The following is a 16,461-nucleotide window of genomic DNA, read 5'->3' on the forward strand; positions in this document are numbered from 1 at the left end:
GCCGCCGGCCCTTGCTGCCGGTGTGCGGGACCTCCCGCCCCGCCCTTCGAACCCCTGCGCGCCGCGCTTGCCGCGGACCGCGCGTCGGGACCTCGTGCCGCCGCGACCCTTGCGGCCGGCCCACCATCGGCGCATGCGGCCTTGCCGCAGCGCTGCAACCCCGCATGCGGGCTGCCTTCCGGCCGTCCCGCCCGTCAGGAGGACACAAGCTGATGAACACCCTTGCCCTGCGCTTCGGCGCCGCAGCCCTTGCCCTGGGCCTTGCCGCCCCCGCCGCGATGGCGGCCGAAGCCGAAGCCTGCAAGACCGTCCGCTTCTCCGATGTCGGCTGGACCGACATCACCGCCACCACCGCCACCGCCTCGGTGGTGCTGGGCGCGCTCGGCTACGAGCCCGACGTCAAGATCCTCTCGGTGCCGGTGACCTATGCTTCGCTGAAGAACAAGGACATCGACGTCTTCCTCGGCAACTGGATGCCGACCATGGAGGGCGACATCAAGGCCTATCGCGAGGACGGCTCGGTGGAGACCGTGCGCGCCAACCTGGAAGGCGCCAAGTACACGCTCGCCGTGCCGCAATACACCTATGACAAGGGCCTGAAGACCTTCGCCGACATCGCCAAGTTCAAGGACGATCTCGACGGCAAGATCTACGGCATCGAGGCCGGCAACGACGGCAACCGGCTGATCATCGACATGATCGAGAAGGACATGTTCGGCCTCAAGGGCTTCGACATCGTCGAGAGCTCGGAGGCCGGCATGCTGTCGCAGGTCTCGCGCGCCGTGCCGCGCAAGCAGGACGTGGTCTTCCTCGGCTGGGAGCCGCATCCGATGAACGCCAATATCGACATGGCCTATCTTGAGGGCGGCGACGAGGTGTTCGGCCCCAATCTCGGCGGCGCGACGATCTACACCAATGTGCGCGCCGGCTATGTGGACGAGTGCCCGAATGTCGGCAAGTTCCTCCAGAACCTGGAGTTCTCGCTCCAGATGGAGAACGAGATCATGGGCGCGATCCTCAATGACGGCACCGAGCCGAACGCGGCCGCGACCGCCTGGCTGAAAGCCAACCCGGGCGTTGCCGATGCCTGGCTGGAGGGTGTGACCACCTTCGACGGCGGCGATGCCACGGCCGCCCTGAAGGGCGCCCTCGGCCTCTGACCCATCCCGGACGCCCGCGCGCGAGCCCTGAGGGCCTTGCGCGCGGGCGGACCGCATTCGCCCTGCGGGCAGGACGCAACACGCCCGCACCAACGACAAGAACAGGACGGCGAGGCTGCGCGTGGACTGGCTCACCCAACACAAGATCCCCATCGGCCCCTGGGCGAAGGCCCTGGTCGACTGGCTCACCGCCAATGCCTACTGGGTGTTCGACGGCATCTCGGCGGTGCTCGAAACCCTGATCGACGGCATTCTCTGGCTGCTTCAGGCGCCCGGCCCGCTTGCGGTCGTGGTCATCGCGACAGTGCTGGCCTATGTCGTGCAGCGGCGCGTCTCCTTCGCGCTCTTCGTCGCCGCCAGCCTGCTTCTCATCATCAACCAGGGCTACTGGACGCAGACGACGGAGACCCTGTCGCTGGTGATCGCCGCCTCCGCCGTGTGCATGGCGATCGGCGTGCCGCTCGGCGTTGCCGCCGCGCACCGGCCCAAGCTCTATGCCGCGATGCGCCCGGTCCTCGACCTGATGCAGACGATCCCGACCTTCGTCTACCTGATCCCGGCGCTGATCCTGTTCGGCCTCGGCATGGTGCCGGGCCTGATCGCCACGGTGATCTTCTCGATCCCCGCGCCCATCCGCCTGACCCAGCTCGGCGTCTCCTCCACCCCGCGCCAGCTGATCGAGGCGGGCGAGGCCTTCGGCGCCACCGGCTGGCAGCTCCTGTGGAAGGTGGAACTGCCTTACGCGCTGCCGCAGATCATGGCCGGCCTGACCCAGACCATCATGCTGTCGCTGTCGATGGTGGTGATTGCCGCGCTCGTCGGCGCCGACGGGCTCGGCGTGCCGACCTTGCGCGCGCTCAACACCGTCAACATCGCGCAGGGCTTCGAGGTCGGCATCGCCATCGTTCTGGTGGCGATCGTGCTCGACCGCTTCTTCCGCAACCGCAACGAAGGGGAGGGCAGCCGATGACCGCCGCCGTTTCGTTCCGCAATGTCGACATCGTCTTCGGCAAACGCCCGCAGGCGGCGCTGCCGCTGATCGATGCCGGCCGCAGCCGCGCCGAGATCCAGACGGAGACCGGCCAGATCCTCGGTGTGGCCGGTGCCAGCTTCGACATCGAGGAGGGCGAGCTGATCGTGCTGATGGGCCTGTCGGGCTCCGGCAAGTCGACGCTGCTGCGCGCCGTCAACGGGCTGAACCAGATCACCCGCGGCGAGGTGCTGGTGCACAATGGCGATGCTTCCGTGAACCCGTCCGCCTGCACGCCGCAGGAGCTGCGCGCGCTGCGCCGCGGCCGGATCGCCATGGTGTTCCAGCAATTCGCGCTGCTGCCCTGGCGCACGGTGCGCGAGAATGTCGGCTTCGGGCTGGAGCTGGCCGGACTGCCGACGCGCGAGCGCCGGCGGAAGGTCGATGAGCAGCTGGAGCTGGTCGGCCTTGCCCAGTGGGGCGACAAGTATGTGCACGAGCTGTCCGGCGGCATGCAGCAGCGCGTCGGGCTGGCCCGGGCCTTTGCCACCGACGCGCCGATCCTCTTGATGGACGAGCCGTTTTCGGCGCTCGACCCGCTGATCCGCGGCCATCTGCAGGACGAGCTGCTGGCGCTGCAGGACAAGCTCAACAAGACCATCGTGTTCGTCAGCCACGATCTCGACGAGGCGGCCAAGATCGGCAACCGCATCGCCATCATGGAAGGCGGGCGGGTGATCCAGCTCGGCACGCCGCAGCAGATCGTGCGCAAGCCGGCGAGCGATTATGTGGCGGAGTTCGTGGCGCATATGAACCCGCTCGGGGTGCTGCGTGCCCGCGACATCATGCGGGCGCTGGACGAGGGCGAGGCCGGCGGGCTGGGCGGCGCGCCGCGCTGTGCGCCGAAGACGCCGGTGCGCGAGGTGATCGCCCTGACACGGTCCGGCGAGGGACCGGTGCTGGTCTGCGACGGCGACACGCCGCTGGGGCTGGTCGGCGAGGGCGAGATCCTCGACTGCCTGCGCTAGAGCAATTCCAGGAAAAGTGGGAACCGGTTTTCCGTCCGGAATTGCGCAAAAACAAAAGGCCAGAGCGTTTTGCTCAAGCCGGCTGCGCGGGAAAGGTCTCCCGCGCGCGCCGGCCGGTGATCGCCAGCAGCGAGAAGCCGCGCGCGGCCAGGAAGAGGGTGAAGGCAAGCCACAGGCCGTGATTGCCGAGCACCGGGAAGGCGAGCGCGTAGGCGGCAAAATAGAGCGCCAGCGACAGCAGCATCATGTTGCGCATGTCGCGCGACCAGGTGGCGCCGATGAACACCCCGTCCATCTGGAAGGCAAGGACGCCGAACAGAGGCGTCGCCGCCGCCCAGCTCAAGTAGGTGACCGCCGTCTGGCGCACGTCCTCCGCCGTCGTCATCGCATGGATGAGCAGGGGACCTGCGAAGAACAAGACCAGCGAGATCAGCCCGGCGAGCACATAGCCCCACAGCAGGCTGAGCTTCAGCGACCGGTCGAAGGCCGGGCGGTAGCGCGCCCCGACGGCGCGGCCGGCCAGCTGCTCGGCCGCCGTCGCCAGCCCGTCGAGAAAGAAGCTCGCCACCATGAAGAACTTCTCCAGGATGGCATTGGCCGCCAGCACGGTGTCGCCCTGCACGGCCGAGCGCGACATGAAGAAGGCGAAGGCGGTGATCAGCGCGAAGGAGCGGATCAGGATGTCGCCGTTGAGCGCCATCATCCGCTTGAAGCGGACCTTGTCGAACACCTGTGCGCGGGTCGGCAGCGGGCGGCCCGAAAGCGCGCGGGCGGCAAGCACCGTGCCGGCCAGCGCGGTCAGCGCCTCTGCCGCGACGGTGGCAGCGGCAACGCCGGCGACGCCCCAGTCGAGATACAGCACGAACAGCACGGACAGGGCGATGTTGATGCCGTTCAGCCAGGTCTGCAGGCCGAGCGCGGTCATCGCCCGGCCGCGGCCGATGAACCAGCCGAGAAAGGCGTAGTTGGCCAGCGCCAGCGGCGCGGAGAGGGCGCGGATCGCGAAATAGCTGGCGGTGGCGGCCTGCACCTCGGCGCTGCCGCCCATCAGCCACAGGCCGGCGGTGAGCGCCGGCTGCTGCAGCACGATCACCGCCGCGCCCAGCACCAGCGCCAGCAGCACGGCGCGGAACAGCACCGCGCGTTCCTCCTCGCCGTCGCCCGCCCCGGCCGCTTGGGCGGTCAGCCCGGTCGTGCCGGCGCGCAGGAAGTTGAAGCTGGTGAAGACGATGTCGAACAGCACGCCGCCGAGCGCGATGCCGCCGAGGAGCGCTGCATCTCCGAGCTGGCCGATCACCGCCGTGTCGACCAGCCCGAGCAGCGGCGTCGACAGATAGGCGAGCGTCATCGGCACCGCGATGGCGAGCACGCTGCGGCTGGTCACGTCGAACGGGCGCACGGCGCCGGGCTGGCTCGTCATCTGGCTGGGCTCGGAAATGCAGGGTGTCGGCGGGCGGGAGAGTCGTTTTGCCGGACGCTAGCGAACAAAGATGGAACGGTCAAACGGGATGTGGCGGGCGGGCGGTGTGAGAAGGCAGCAGGTTTCTCTTTCGTTTTGCCGCGCGCCGTTCGAGGGGACGAGTGGAGGGGTGGGGGCGAAGGAGTGGCGGCGACACGCGGCGCGAACCCGATCCACCGGCTGTCGTCCCGGTTTCGGCGGAGCCGAAGACCGGGACCCAGTAACCACAGGTGGCATGGCTCCGGCCTCGGCATCGCCCGGCGGCCTCAGGTTGCCGCTTTCGCGACACCACCCGCCCCGGCGGATACTGGATACCTGCCTTCGCAGGTATGACAGCAGCAGGGGAGACGGGCGCCTTCCCGTCTCGCGCCTGTAGGGGTTGTCTCTGGTCCCGGCTCGGCGCTGGCGCGCCGTCCGGGAGGACGAGTGGAGGGGCCGCGGCGCGGGTCCCGTGCTGCGTCAGCTTTCCTGCGCGTGTTCCAGAATGTTCAGCAGGCGCCCGTTCGGGTCGCGCAGGAACAGGCGGCGCACGCCCCAGGGCTCAAGGGCCGGCCCGTATTCGGGCGCAAGGCCCGCGCGTTCGATGCGGGCGATCACCTCGTCGAGATCGTCAACCTCGATGGAGAGGTCCGGCACCGGGGTGCCGGAGCCGCCTTCAGTGGCGATGCCGATCTGCGGGCGCGCCGGGCTCGCGGCATCGGCGGCAAGGGTGACGAACCAGCCGTGGTCCATCACCGGCTCAAGACCGAGAATGTCGCGGTAGAAGGCCGTCGAGGGCCCGGTGTCGGTGACGGCGATGTTCGCGACGATGCGCCTGACGGTCATGCGGTGCTCCCGTGGATTGCTGCGGGAGAGGGTAGGCGATGCGGCCACGGCTGCATTGAAGAAATGTCGGGTGGGGCGGGACGGGCAGGGAGCCGTCCCGCCCAATTGCCTCAGATGGAGGCGGCGATGCGGGCGATCTCCGCCATGGTGGCATCGCGGACCTTCGCCTCGGCCTGCGGCATCTCGCAATAGGCGGTGACGATCAACGCGCCGCGGCTGCTCGGCCAGGCGACGCCGATGTCGTTGGCGTGGCCCTTGCCGCTGGTGCCGGTCTTGTCGCCGACCAGCCAGTCGGCGGGAAAGCCGGCCCGCAGGCGCGCGTCGCCCGTCCGGTTGGTGACCAGCCAGGCCGTCAGCTGGTCGCGCGAGCGGCGCGACAGCGCATCGCCGAACAGCAGCTTGCGAAGGGTTTGCGCCATCGCCGCCGGCGTCGTCGTGTCGCGCTCGTCGCCGGGCCCGTCATGGGCATTGAGCTCCGGCTCCATGCGGTCGTGGCGGGTGATCTCGTCGCCGAGCGAGCGGGCGAAGGCGGTGAGCGCCGCCGGACCGCCGAAGCTCTTGAGCAGCAGGTTGGCGGCGGTGTTGTCGCTCATCGTCATCGTCGCCTCGCACAGTTCCGCGACCGTCAGGCCGGGGCCGCCGGCATGCTTTTCCGTGCCCGGCGACCAGGACACCAGGTCGCGCGTGGTGAAGGGAATGCGCCGGTCGAGCTGTTCCTCTTCCCGGTCGGCGCGGGAAAGGACGAAGGCGGCGATCATCAGTTTGAACGTCGAGGCCATCAGGAAGCGCTCGTCCGCCCGGTTGCCGAAAGTCTGTCCGCTGGCCACATCGTGGATGGCGATGCCGAGGCGCCCGCCCTGCTTGCGCTCCAGCGCAGCGAGACGCCCCTCGATATCTGCGGCATCGGCCGTGCCGGCACGGGCGGGCATGGTCACGAGAGCGGTGCCGGCGGTCAGCGTCGGGGCGAGCAGAAGCGAGCCGGCAAGTGCCTGCCGGCGAGACAGTTTGAACATGGGTTTCATCTCCGTGGTGAAAGCGTGCGGCCTGCGCCGGTCGGTGCGGCGGCAGGGCGCTGGATGGCCTCCCAGCCTGCGGGAGCGATCATGCGCAAACATGAGACCCTCGCCAAACGATCAATTCTGGGATTAGACATGAGAAAATCTTGGTCTTGGAGAAAGCCCCATGGACGTCTCGCACCTGCCGCTCAATGCGCTGCGCGCCTTCGAGGCCTCGGCCCGGCTCGGCAGCTTCACCCGCGCCGGGCTGGAGCTGCGGGTGACCCAGACCGCGATCAGCCATCAGGTGAAGGCGCTGGAGGAAACGCTCGGCCTCACCCTGTTCAAGCGCCTGCCGCGCGGCCTCGCGCTCACCGACGAGGCGCAGGCCTTGCTGCCTGTTCTGACCGATGCCTTCCGCCGGATGAGCGCGACGCTGAGCCAGTTCGAGCAGGGCAATTTCCGCGAGATCCTGACCATCGGCGTCGTCGGCACCTTCGCCATCGGCTGGCTGCTGCCGCGTCTGGCGGGTTTTCGCGAGGCCCATCCCCATGTCGACCTGCGGCTGAAGACCAACAACAACCGGGCCGACATGCTGCTCGACGGGCTCGACCTGTTCATCCGCTTCGGCGACGGCGCCTGGCACGCGACGGACGCGGTGCGGCTGATGGAGGCGCCGTTCTCGCCGGTCTGCGCGCCGCAGATCGCAGCGCGGCTCGCGCATCCGCGCGATCTTGGCGGCGAGGACCTGCTGCGCTCCTACCGGCAGGACGAATGGGCGGCCTGGTTCCGCATGTCGGGCCTCGAGCCGTTGCCGGCGCGGGGCTTCATGTTCGACTCATCGAGGGCGCTGGTCGAGGCGGCATCGCTGGGCGCGGGCGTCGCCCTGGTGCCGGTGGCGATGTTCGCGCGCGAGATCGAGGAGGGGCGCGTCGTCCGGCCCTTCGCGGTGGAGGCTTCGCTCGGCGCCTACTGGCTGACCTCGTTGAAATCGCGCCGGCAGACGCCGGCCATGCGCGCCTTTCACCAGTGGATCGTGGACGAGGCGGGCTGAAGCGGAGGCAAGGCCGCAGCGGTCCGGGCTCAGGTGGGCTGCGGTGCCGGCTGGACCTCGACCGTGATGTGGGAAAGGGCCGCGATCCGGGCGAGCCTTGCCTTGTAATGCGCCGGGTCCCTCGGCGCGCGCGAGACGAGGGAGACGATGGCTGCGTGGTGGCCGGGGCCGACCTGCCAGACATGCAGGTCGCAGATGCGGTCGCCGCCGGTCTCGACCGCCTTGCGGATCTCCTCCGGCAGGCGCTTGTCGTCGGGCGTACGGTCCAGCAGCACCGCGCCGGTCTCGCGGATCAGGCCCCACGACCAGCGCGCGATGATCAGCGCACCGACGACCCCCATCAGCGGGTCGGCCCAGAGCCAACCCTGGCTGCGTCCGAGCAGCAATGCGGTAATCGCGAGAACCGATGTCAGGGCGTCGGCCAGCACATGCAGATAAGCGGCGCGCAGGTTGTTGTCGCGCGCGGGGCCGTGGCCGGGATGCTCATGCGTGTCGTCGTGGGCGTGATCGTGGTGGGCGTGATCGTGGTGGTGATGACCGTGATGATGGTGGCCATGATGGTGACCATGATCGTCCCTGAGCAGCCAGGCGCAGGCCAGGTTCACCACCAGTCCGATGACGGCGACGGCAATCGCCTGCTCGAAGCTGATCGCCACCGGGTTGGCGAGGCGCAGCAGGCTTTCCCATCCGATCAGCACGGCGACGAGCGCCAGAACGATGGCGCTGGCGAAGCCGCCGAGATCGCCGAGCTTTCCGGTGCCGAAGCTGAAGCGCGGATCGTTGCGGTAACGGCGCGCAAAGAGATAGGCGAGGGCGGTGATGAGCAGGGCGGCCGCATGGGTGGACATGTGCCAGCCGTCGGCCAGCAGCGCCATCGAACCGAAGAGCGTGCCGGCGGCGATCTCGACGACCATCATTGTCGCCGTCAGGGCGATGACCAGCCAGACCCGCCGCTCGTTGCGCCGATGCTGCGAGCCGAGAAAGTCGTGTCCATGCGTGTAGGTGGAGATGGTCTCGGGTGCCATTGCACTCTCCCACGGCCTGCTGTGTGGCTTATTTCATGCCGGCCTATTTCATGCCGACCTATTTCATGTAGGTGCGGATGACCTCGAGCAGCTCCTCGCTGCCCTGCCGGCGCTCGGCCTCGGTCTGCGCATGAAGGACATGCTCGTGAAGGTGGCCTTCCATCACTTCCGCGGTGAGGCCGCTCAGGGCGCCTCTGGCGGAGGCGAGCTGACGCAGGATTTCGGCGCAGGGCTTTTGGGCCTCCAGCGCGCGCTCGATGCCTTCGAGCTGTCCCTTGAGACGGCGAACCCTGGCAATCAGCTTCTGCCCGTCGCGATGGGTATGGGACATCGTGCCTGTCCGTGCCTTCCTGATATAGTATAGGGGACTATATTATATGTGTGGCGGAATGGGAAGTCCGGCCGCGCCTCGCGGCGTGAGACTTCCAGCCGAGCATCGGACAAGGTGGGAGAGACCGGTTTTCGGGCGCCGTGCCGCCGAACGCCGCGTCGGTTGGGGGCGCCCGATTTTCCTGCCTCAATCCATTGCCCCTTGAAATGCGTGATTACTCACGTATATAGACTGCAACGATCACGCAAAAGGAAGGCGTCATGCCATGAATGCGCTTGTCTTCACCCTCCTCGACATTGCTGGCCTCATCGAGAAGCGGCTCGACCGCCCGCTTGCCGGCGCCCGCGGCGTCAGCTTCCGCGAGTACCGCCTGCTGAAAAGCCTGTCGGAGTTTCCCGGCAGCCGCGCCATGCGGGTGGAACTGGCCCAGTCCGTCGGCCTGACGCCCTCTGCCGTGACCCGCGCGCTGAAGCCGCTGGAAAAGCTCGGCTATGTGGTGACGGAAAAGGGCGAGCGGGATGCCCGCCAGAGCCTGGCGCGGTTGACGCAGGCCGGTGAGATCCTGCTTGCCGATGCCGATGCCATCGTCGCCGACGTGGTGGCCGGACTGCCGGCCATGTCGATCAGCGAGGGCCAGCTCGCCGAACTGCATCGCGGCCTGGCCGGTCCGCCGGCAAGCCGGACGGTGCCCTTGAGGGCCGCCATCGTCTGACCCGGCAAGAGGTGCGGGGGGCATCCCGTCGCGGGATGCCCCCCGCACTGGTCTCCCGCGCCCTGCGGAGCGTATAAGCGTCTGTTCCCACTTGATCTTGCAACCGGGTCCCGAGTTCCGCATGTCGCTTGCCATCGTCCACCACCCGGCCTTTTGCGCCGACATTCCTGCCGCTCACCGCTTCCCGATGAACAAGTTCCGCCGCGTGGCGGAGGTGCTCGTCGAGGACGGGCTGGTCGCGCCGGACGGCTTTCACCGGCCGGCGCCCGCACCGGCGGAGTGGATCGCGCTCGCCCATGACCGGTCCTATGTCGACCAGGTCTTCGCCGCCGATGTGCCGGCGCCCATCGCCCGCGAGATCGGCCTGCCGATGAGCGAGAGCGTCGGCTTCCGTGCCCGCTGCGCCACCGCCGGCACGGTTCTGGCCGCCTTGCTGGCGCTCGACCGGGGGATTGCCTGCAACACCGCCGGCGGCAGCCATCACGCCAGGAGTTCGCAAGGGGCGGGGTTCTGCGTCTTCAACGATGTGGCGGTCGCGATCCGCCTGCTGATGGCGGACCGGGCGATCCGCCGCGCCATGGTCGTCGATCTCGACGTGCACCAGGGCGACGGCACCGCGCAGATCTTCGCCGGCGACGAGGCGGTGTTCACCCTGTCGGTGCATGCTGGCCGGAACTATCCCGTCCGCAAGGTGCCCTCAAGCCTCGACGTGCCGCTGGACGACGGGGTGGGGGACGCGGCCTATCTGGCAGCGCTTGCCGGCGTCCTGCCGGACGCGCTCGCGAGCTTCCGGCCCGAAATCGTCTTCTACAATGCCGGCGTCGACCCGCACGAGGAGGACAGGCTGGGCCGCCTGTCGCTGAGCGACGAGGGGATCGCCGCCCGCGACCGCTACGTCGTTCAGCAGGTGCGCAAGGCAGGCATCCCGCTCGCCGGGGTCATCGGCGGCGGCTATCTGGAGGATATCGACAGGCTGGCGCGCCGCCACACGATCCTGCACCGGGTGGCGGCGGAATTCGCCTGATCGTGCAAGGCCTGCGGCTTCAGCTGCGGCGGCCGAGGCTCATCAACCGCAGCACCACCCAGATCGGGATCACCACCACGGCGCCGAGCACGAAATAGCCGCCGAGCTGGCCGAGCGCCTCGAAGCCGAGGTCCCACAGGCGGCGGATGAAGGAAACGATCCCGTCGAACACGTCGAGCGGGTGCAGGTCGAGCGCCGACAGCAGCACGCCGACGACGAAGGACAGGAACAGCAGCTTGAGGATCACCCGGGCGGGCGAGTCTCCGAGAAAGCGGCTGATCGGGCTGTTGGACATGCGCTTGTTCCTGCAAGGGCTGACGAGCGGACGCAAGGCCTGCGCCCCGTCCCGTGTCCCCGAGATGTAGGCGGCGGGAGGCGCCGGATCAAACGCAAAATGGCCTTGTCCGTTTCGCCGGCGCCCATGTCATCGCGCCTATGTCATCATGTCATCTCGCCTATGTCATATTGCCAATATGATGCCACATTAGAGCGTGACATCTCTTGTCGTGGGATGCAGGCGATTCACGGCGTTTGGCCGGATCGCACGGGCTCGGGAGGCGGCGGGCCGGCAGTCATCCTCATCGCCGGCGCTCGTTTTCGGAGTGCCCGGCCACGGCCACGGCTCCGGAACCGGTCGCACGGAGCCGGGAAGCGAACCGACCTAAGCCGAAGGCCCCTGCCGCTGCGGCGCGGGGCCCGTCAAGCCAGGAATGCCTGTCGTCATGTCTCTTCAGACCCTTGCCGCCTTGCGAAAGATCGCCGTCCTTGCGCTCGCCGCCGCGCCGCTGGTCGGCCTTGCCTCCCATCCCTCGGCGGCGGAGGCGCAGGACCTCTCCGTCACCGGCACCTGGCGGATCGAGGCGCTTGCCGCCCCGGGCGGTGCGCTGGTCGATGTCGACCAGGGCCTGTCCAGCCGCACGGAAGTGACCATCGACCGCCACGGCATGTGGCTGGCCTCGGCCGGCTGCAACCGCCTGCGCGGCACGCTGCAGCAGATGGGACACGCGCTCTCCGTCTCGACCCGCGTGATGGCCACCGAGATGGCCTGCGAGGGGCCGTCCGGCGATCTCGAGCGCCGGTTCCTGCACTTCTTTCCGGTGGTGAAGCAGATCGACGGCATGCCCGGCCGCGTGCTCTTGCGCGATCAGTCCGGCGCCGCGGTGCTGCTGCTGGTCAACAAGTAGCGCCGGCTTTTTGCGGCTTCGCACGGGTTTTTTCATTCCGGGAGTGTGAAGTTGCTGCCGTGCGTTCCCCTCTGGCGCTCTGGCAACCAATAGGCCCCGGCGCGCGCTGCGCTTGGCCGGGGTGACCTCGGAGGGGATGCGGGGCCTTGCCTCCCTCTCGGAGGTCATCCCGGTCCAGCTTCCCCTATCGCGCAGCCGAACACAGTTGCCGGTCTTCGGCTTCACTGAGACCGGTATGACATCCGGAGAGCGGGGCGGCCGAGGGCCGCCCTTCGCATGTGTCGTGAGCCTGAATGAAGCGGCGTCCTATGCCGCCTCGCGCGCGCCGGCGTCCGGCCCCTTTTCCGGAGCGAAGCGCTCGTAGAAGCGGGCGTCGGACTTGGCCATCTCCTTGAGCAGGCGGTTCGGCTTGAAGCGCGGGCCCCATTTCTTGGTGAACTTGCGGCACAGCTCGGTGAAGGCGGCCGTGCCCATGCCGTCGATATAGGACAGCGTGCCGCCGGTGAACGGGGCGAAGCCGAAGCCGAGGATCGAGCCGACATCCGCCTCGCGCACATCCGTCAGGCAGTTCTCCTCGAAGATCCGCGCCGTCTCCAGCGCCTGCATGACGAGGAAGCGCTGCTTCAGCTCCTCGACGTTGAAGGCCTCCGCCGGCTTGGGCTTGCCGACGACCTCGGGAATGCCCGGCCACAACTTCTTGTCGCGGCCCTGGTAGTCGTAGAAGCCCTTGCCGTTCTTGCGTCCGAACCGCTCGCGCTTGACGACCATCTCTTCCAGGATGTTGTCGAGCGGGCCTTCCACATACTTGACGCCGAGGTCCTTGCGCGTCGCCGAGACGATCTTCCAGGCAAGGTCCAGCGCCACCTCGTCGCCGAGCGACAGCGGGCCGACCGGCATGCCGGCCATGCGGCCGCAATTCTCGATCATCGCCGCCGGCACCCCGTCGGCCAGCATCATCAGGCCTTCGCGGATATAGGTCATGACCACGCGCGAGGTGTAGAAGCCGCGCGAGTCGTTGACCACGATCGGCGTCTTCCTGATCGCCTTGATGTAGTCGAGCGCCATGGCCAGCGCCTTGTCGCCGGTCTTCTTGCCGAGGATCACCTCGACCAGCATCATCTTGTCGACCGGCGAGAAGAAGTGGATGCCGATGAAGTTCTTCGGCCGCTTCGAGGCCTCGGCGAGCGAGGTGATCGGCAGCGTCGAGGTGTTGGAGGCGTAGATCGCCTTCGACTTCAGCACCGCCTCGGCCTTCTCGGTGACGGCGCGCTTGACCTCGCGGTCCTCGAACACCGCCTCGATGACGAGGTCGCAGTCCGCCAGCGCCTCGTAGTCGGGCGTCGCCGTGATGCGCGACAGCAGCGCCACCTTGTCGGCCTCGCTGGCCCGGCCGCGCTTCATCGCCTTGGAGATCAACTCGTCGGAATGGGCCTTGCCCTTGTCGGCGGCGGCCTGGTCGCGGTCGACCAGAACCACGTCGATGCCGGCCTTGGCGGTGACATAGGCAATGCCTGCGCCCATGAAGCCGGCGCCGAGAATGCCCACCTTGCGGATGCGGTTCGGCTTGACCGAGGCCGGCCGCCGCGCGCCCTTGTTCAGCTCCTGCATGGAGACGAACAGCGAGCGGATCATGTTGGCCGCTTCCGGGGTCTGCAGCACATGGGCGAAGTAGCGGCTTTCCACCGTCAGCGCCTGATCCATCGGCAGCAGCAGGCCCTCGTAGACCGCCTGCAGCAGGGCGCGGGCACCAGGATAGTTGTCATGGGTCTCGCGCCGGTAGATGGCGTTGGCCGCCGGCCAGAACTGGAAGCCGGCCGGCGAGTAGATCCCCCCGCCCGGCAGGCGGAAGCCCTTCTGGTCCCACGGCTTGACCGGATCGACGCCGGCTTTCAGCATCTTCACGGCCGCCGCCATCAGCTTCTTTGCAGGCGCGGTCTCGTCGATCAGCTTCATCGCCTTGGCCTGGGCAGCGTTCAGCGTCTTGCCCTGCAGCAGGAACTGCAGGCCCTGCTGGCTGTCGGCCATGCGCATGACGCGCTGGGTGCCGCCCGCGCCGGGGAAGAGGCCGACCTTGACCTCCGGCAGGGCCATCTTGAAGGCATCGTCCTCTGCCGCCACCCGCGCATGGCAGGCCAGCGCCAGCTCCGTCGCCCCGCCCATGCAGGTGCCGTTGATCGCGGCGACGAAGGGCTTGCCGCAGGTCTCCAGCTTGCGGAAGATCTGCGACAGGCGCCGGGAGCCGTCGAACAGCATGCGCGCCGCCCCTTCCGGATCCTTCGCCCGCTTGCCATGGAAGTCGCGCAGCAGCCCCTCCAGCATGGTGAGGTCGGCGCCGCCGGAAAACGCTGCCTTGCCCGAGGTGATGACGGCGCCCTTGGCGGTGGCATCGGCCACGACCGCGTCGATGATCGCGTCGAGCTCGTCCATCACCGACATGTCGATGACGTTCATGCTCTTGCCCGGCATGTCCCAGATGATGTGGGCGATGCCGGCTTCGGTGGTCAGGCTGAAGTTCCTGTAAGCCATGTCGGCCTCCTGAGGTCAGTAGGGCGTGCCGTTGTTGCGTTGGAAAAAGCGCTGCCGTGCGGGTGCGCCGGGTAAGCAAATGGCAATTTTGGGCTGGTAGAACGCGTTGAGGGAACAGGCTGCCAGCAGGAGAGTGCCGGATGAGCGGACAGTGCGAAGGATGCCGCAACGGCGCTCGTCTGGATTTCGACTTCACGATGGCGTTCCAGCCCATCGTCGACCTTGGCCGGAACCGGGTGTGGGGCTACGAGGCGCTGGTGCGCGGCATCGACGGCACCTCCGCCGGCGCGATCCTCTCGCAGGTCACGCCCGAAAACCGCTACCGTTTCGACCAGGCCTGCCGGGTCAAGGCGATCGAGCTTGCCGCCGAACTCTTCGGCGACGGCGACACGCGGCTGTCCATCAACTTCATGCCGAATGCCGTCTACGATCCGTCCGCCTGCATCCGCACGACACTGCTGGCAGCCGGCCGGGCCGGTTTCGCGCTCGACCGGATCATGTTCGAGTTCACCGAGAACGAGCCGATGATCGACACCGGGCACGTCAAGGGCATCATCGCGGAGTACAAGCGGCGCGGCTTCATCACGGCCATCGACGATTTCGGCGCCGGCTATGCCGGGCTGAAGCTTCTCGCCAACTTCCAGCCCGATCTGGTCAAGATCGACATGGACCTGGTGCGCGACATCGACACCAGCCCGGCCCGTCAGGCAATCGTCGCCGGCATCACCGGCATCTGCCGCCAGCTCGACATCACGGTGCTTGCCGAAGGCGTCGAGACCGAGGCCGAGCTGATGGTGCTGCGCGCGGCCGGCATCTCGCTCGTGCAGGGCTACTACCTGGCACGCCCGACCCTGGCCGCGCTGCCCGCCTTCGACCGGGTGAAGGTCGCGCAGGTCGCCTAGCTCCGCCATCTCGCCGGGTCCCGTCACGCTCACACCCGCTCGATGATCGTCGCCGTGCCCATGCCGGCGCCGATGCACAGCGTCACCAGGGCGGTGTTGAGGTCCCGCCGCTCCAACTCGTCGAGCACGGTGCCGAGAATCATCGCGCCGGTCGCGCCGAGCGGATGGCCCATGGCGATGGCACCGCCATTGACGTTGACGATGGCCGGGTCGAGGTCGAAGGCCTGCCGGTAGCGCAGCACCACGGAGGCGAAGGCCTCGTTGATCTCGAACAGGTCGATGTCCTTCAGCGACATCTTTGCGCTGGCCAGCAGCTTCTCGGTCACGTCCACCGGCCCGGTGAGCATCAGGGCCGGCTCCGAGCCGATATTGGCGAAGGCGCGGATGCGGGCACGCGGCGTCAGCCCGGCCTTGCGTCCGGCCTTGCGGTTGCCGATGAGAACAGCGGCGGCCCCATCCACAATACCCGACGAGTTGCCCGCATGGTGCACATGGGTGATCGAGGCGAGTTCGGGATGGGCCTGGATCGCCACCGCGTCGAAGCCGCCCATCTGGCCCATCATCTCGAAGGACGGGTTCAGCGCGGCCAGCGACTGCATGTCGGTCTCGGGCCGCATGTGCTCGTCGCGGTCGAGGATCGTCAGCCCGTTGAGGTCGCGCACCGGCACGACGGAGCGGGAGAAACGGCCCTTGTCCCAAGCCTTGGCTGCGCGCTTCTGGCTTTCCACCGCATAGCCGTCGACATCGTCGCGCGAGAAGCCGTACTTGCTGGCGATGAGATCGGCGGACACGCCCTGCGGCATGAAGTAGGAGGGCAGGGCGACCTCAGGGTCGACCGGCCAGGCGCCGCCCGAGGCGCCGATGCCGATGCGGCTCATGGATTCCGCACCGCCCGCGATGACGAGGTCGTGCTGGCCGGCCATCACCTGCGCCGCGCCGAAATTCACGGCGTCGAGGCCGGAGGCGCAGAACCGGTTGAGCTGGACGCCCGGCACCGCGTGGTCGTAGCCCGCGGCAAAGACCGCGGCGCGGGCAATGTCGCCGCCGGCCTCGCCGACCGGGTCGACGCAGCCGAGGATCACATCGTCGATGAGCGCCGTGTCGAGGCCGTTGCGCTCGCGCAGCGCCTTGAGCGGTTCGGCCGCCAGCCGCACCGCCGGCACCTCGTAAAGGGCGCCGTCCTTCTTGCCGCGTCCGCGCGGCGTGCGCACATGGTCGAAAATCAATGCGTCGGCCATCGATGCCTCCTTGGCTGTCTCGCCGTTG

Annotated in this window: 16 protein-coding genes; 8 read left to right on the plus strand and 8 right to left on the minus strand. The window is 68.2% G+C overall.

Features of this window, described 5'->3' with window-relative positions:
- Positions 1–212 precede the first annotated feature (212 nt).
- The 3 genes from GH266_RS19185 (at position 213) to choV (ending at position 3,158) form a co-directional block, all read left to right on the plus strand.
- Positions 213–1,160 (plus strand): choline ABC transporter substrate-binding protein, encoded by a 948-nt coding sequence (locus GH266_RS19185; RefSeq protein ID WP_158195261.1) that lies wholly within the window; start codon positions 213–215, stop codon positions 1,158–1,160.
- Positions 1,161–1,281: 121 nt separating this feature from the next.
- Positions 1,282–2,130, plus strand: a complete 849-nt coding sequence (gene choW / locus GH266_RS19190; protein ID WP_158195262.1) for a choline ABC transporter permease subunit — start codon at positions 1,282–1,284, stop codon at positions 2,128–2,130.
- The gene (gene choV, locus GH266_RS19195) at positions 2,127–3,158 is read left to right on the plus strand and encodes a choline ABC transporter ATP-binding protein (RefSeq protein ID WP_158195263.1); all 1,032 of its coding nucleotides are present in this window, start codon (positions 2,127–2,129) and stop codon (positions 3,156–3,158) included. The genes choW and choV overlap by 4 nt, the downstream gene beginning before the upstream one ends.
- A gap of 73 nt (positions 3,159–3,231) precedes the next feature.
- Here choV and GH266_RS19200 read toward each other — a convergent pair whose 3' ends face one another.
- The 3 genes from GH266_RS19200 to bla form a co-directional block, all read right to left on the minus strand.
- A complete protein-coding gene (locus GH266_RS19200; RefSeq protein WP_158195264.1) occupies positions 3,232–4,578 on the minus strand; it encodes an MATE family efflux transporter in 1,347 nt (448 codons plus the stop codon).
- A gap of 498 nt (positions 4,579–5,076) precedes the next feature.
- Positions 5,077–5,442 (minus strand): VOC family protein, encoded by a 366-nt coding sequence (locus GH266_RS19205; RefSeq protein WP_158195265.1) that lies wholly within the window; start codon positions 5,440–5,442, stop codon positions 5,077–5,079.
- Positions 5,443–5,552: 110 nt separating this feature from the next.
- The gene (bla, locus tag GH266_RS19210; RefSeq protein WP_158195266.1) at positions 5,553–6,455 is read right to left on the minus strand and encodes a class A beta-lactamase; all 903 of its coding nucleotides are present in this window, start codon (positions 6,453–6,455) and stop codon (positions 5,553–5,555) included.
- Between the two features lie 169 nt (positions 6,456–6,624).
- Between bla and GH266_RS19215 the strand changes: the two genes are divergently transcribed.
- Positions 6,625–7,491, plus strand: coding sequence for a LysR family transcriptional regulator (locus GH266_RS19215; RefSeq protein ID WP_158195267.1), 867 nt, complete (start codon positions 6,625–6,627; stop codon positions 7,489–7,491).
- Positions 7,492–7,520: 29 nt separating this feature from the next.
- On the opposite strand, the gene dmeF is transcribed toward GH266_RS19215, so the two are convergent.
- Together dmeF and GH266_RS19225 are read right to left on the minus strand one after the other, a co-directional pair.
- A complete protein-coding gene (gene dmeF, locus GH266_RS19220) occupies positions 7,521–8,516 on the minus strand; it encodes a CDF family Co(II)/Ni(II) efflux transporter DmeF (RefSeq protein WP_158195268.1) in 996 nt (331 codons plus the stop codon).
- Between the two features lie 58 nt (positions 8,517–8,574).
- Complete coding sequence (locus GH266_RS19225) at positions 8,575–8,847, minus strand: metal/formaldehyde-sensitive transcriptional repressor (RefSeq protein ID WP_158195269.1); 273 nt, start codon at positions 8,845–8,847, stop codon at positions 8,575–8,577.
- A gap of 265 nt (positions 8,848–9,112) precedes the next feature.
- Here GH266_RS19225 and GH266_RS19230 point away from each other — a divergent pair, with 265 nt between their 5' ends.
- Positions 9,113–9,559 (plus strand): MarR family winged helix-turn-helix transcriptional regulator, encoded by a 447-nt coding sequence (locus GH266_RS19230; protein WP_158195270.1) that lies wholly within the window; start codon positions 9,113–9,115, stop codon positions 9,557–9,559.
- 121 nt (positions 9,560–9,680) lie between these two features.
- Positions 9,681–10,583 carry a histone deacetylase family protein gene (locus GH266_RS19235; protein ID WP_158195271.1) on the plus strand — a complete coding sequence of 301 codons (903 nt, stop codon included), beginning with the start codon at positions 9,681–9,683 and terminating at the stop codon, positions 10,581–10,583.
- A 19-nt stretch (positions 10,584–10,602) separates the two neighbouring features.
- Here the strand turns inward: GH266_RS19235 and GH266_RS19240 are convergent, their stop codons facing one another.
- Positions 10,603–10,878 carry a DUF6460 domain-containing protein gene (locus GH266_RS19240; RefSeq protein WP_067339506.1) on the minus strand — a complete coding sequence of 92 codons (276 nt, stop codon included), beginning with the start codon at positions 10,876–10,878 and terminating at the stop codon, positions 10,603–10,605.
- Between the two features lie 427 nt (positions 10,879–11,305).
- On the opposite strand from GH266_RS19240, the gene GH266_RS19245 reads away from it, so the two are divergent.
- Positions 11,306–11,767, plus strand: a complete 462-nt coding sequence (locus GH266_RS19245) for an META domain-containing protein (protein WP_158195272.1) — start codon at positions 11,306–11,308, stop codon at positions 11,765–11,767.
- Between the two features lie 306 nt (positions 11,768–12,073).
- Here GH266_RS19245 and GH266_RS19250 read toward each other — a convergent pair whose 3' ends face one another.
- Positions 12,074–14,293, minus strand: coding sequence for a 3-hydroxyacyl-CoA dehydrogenase NAD-binding domain-containing protein (locus tag GH266_RS19250; protein ID WP_158195273.1), 2,220 nt, complete (start codon positions 14,291–14,293; stop codon positions 12,074–12,076).
- Positions 14,294–14,433: 140 nt separating this feature from the next.
- Between GH266_RS19250 and GH266_RS19255 the strand changes: the two genes are divergently transcribed.
- Positions 14,434–15,195, plus strand: a complete 762-nt coding sequence (locus GH266_RS19255) for an EAL domain-containing protein (protein ID WP_158195274.1) — start codon at positions 14,434–14,436, stop codon at positions 15,193–15,195.
- Between the two features lie 29 nt (positions 15,196–15,224).
- On the opposite strand, the gene GH266_RS19260 is transcribed toward GH266_RS19255, so the two are convergent.
- Positions 15,225–16,433, minus strand: coding sequence for an acetyl-CoA C-acetyltransferase (locus tag GH266_RS19260; RefSeq protein ID WP_158195275.1), 1,209 nt, complete (start codon positions 16,431–16,433; stop codon positions 15,225–15,227).
- Between the last annotated feature and the right edge of the window lie 28 nt (positions 16,434–16,461).

The organism is Stappia indica (assembly GCF_009789575.1).
Classification (GTDB): Bacteria; Pseudomonadota; Alphaproteobacteria; order Rhizobiales; family Stappiaceae; genus Stappia; species Stappia indica_A.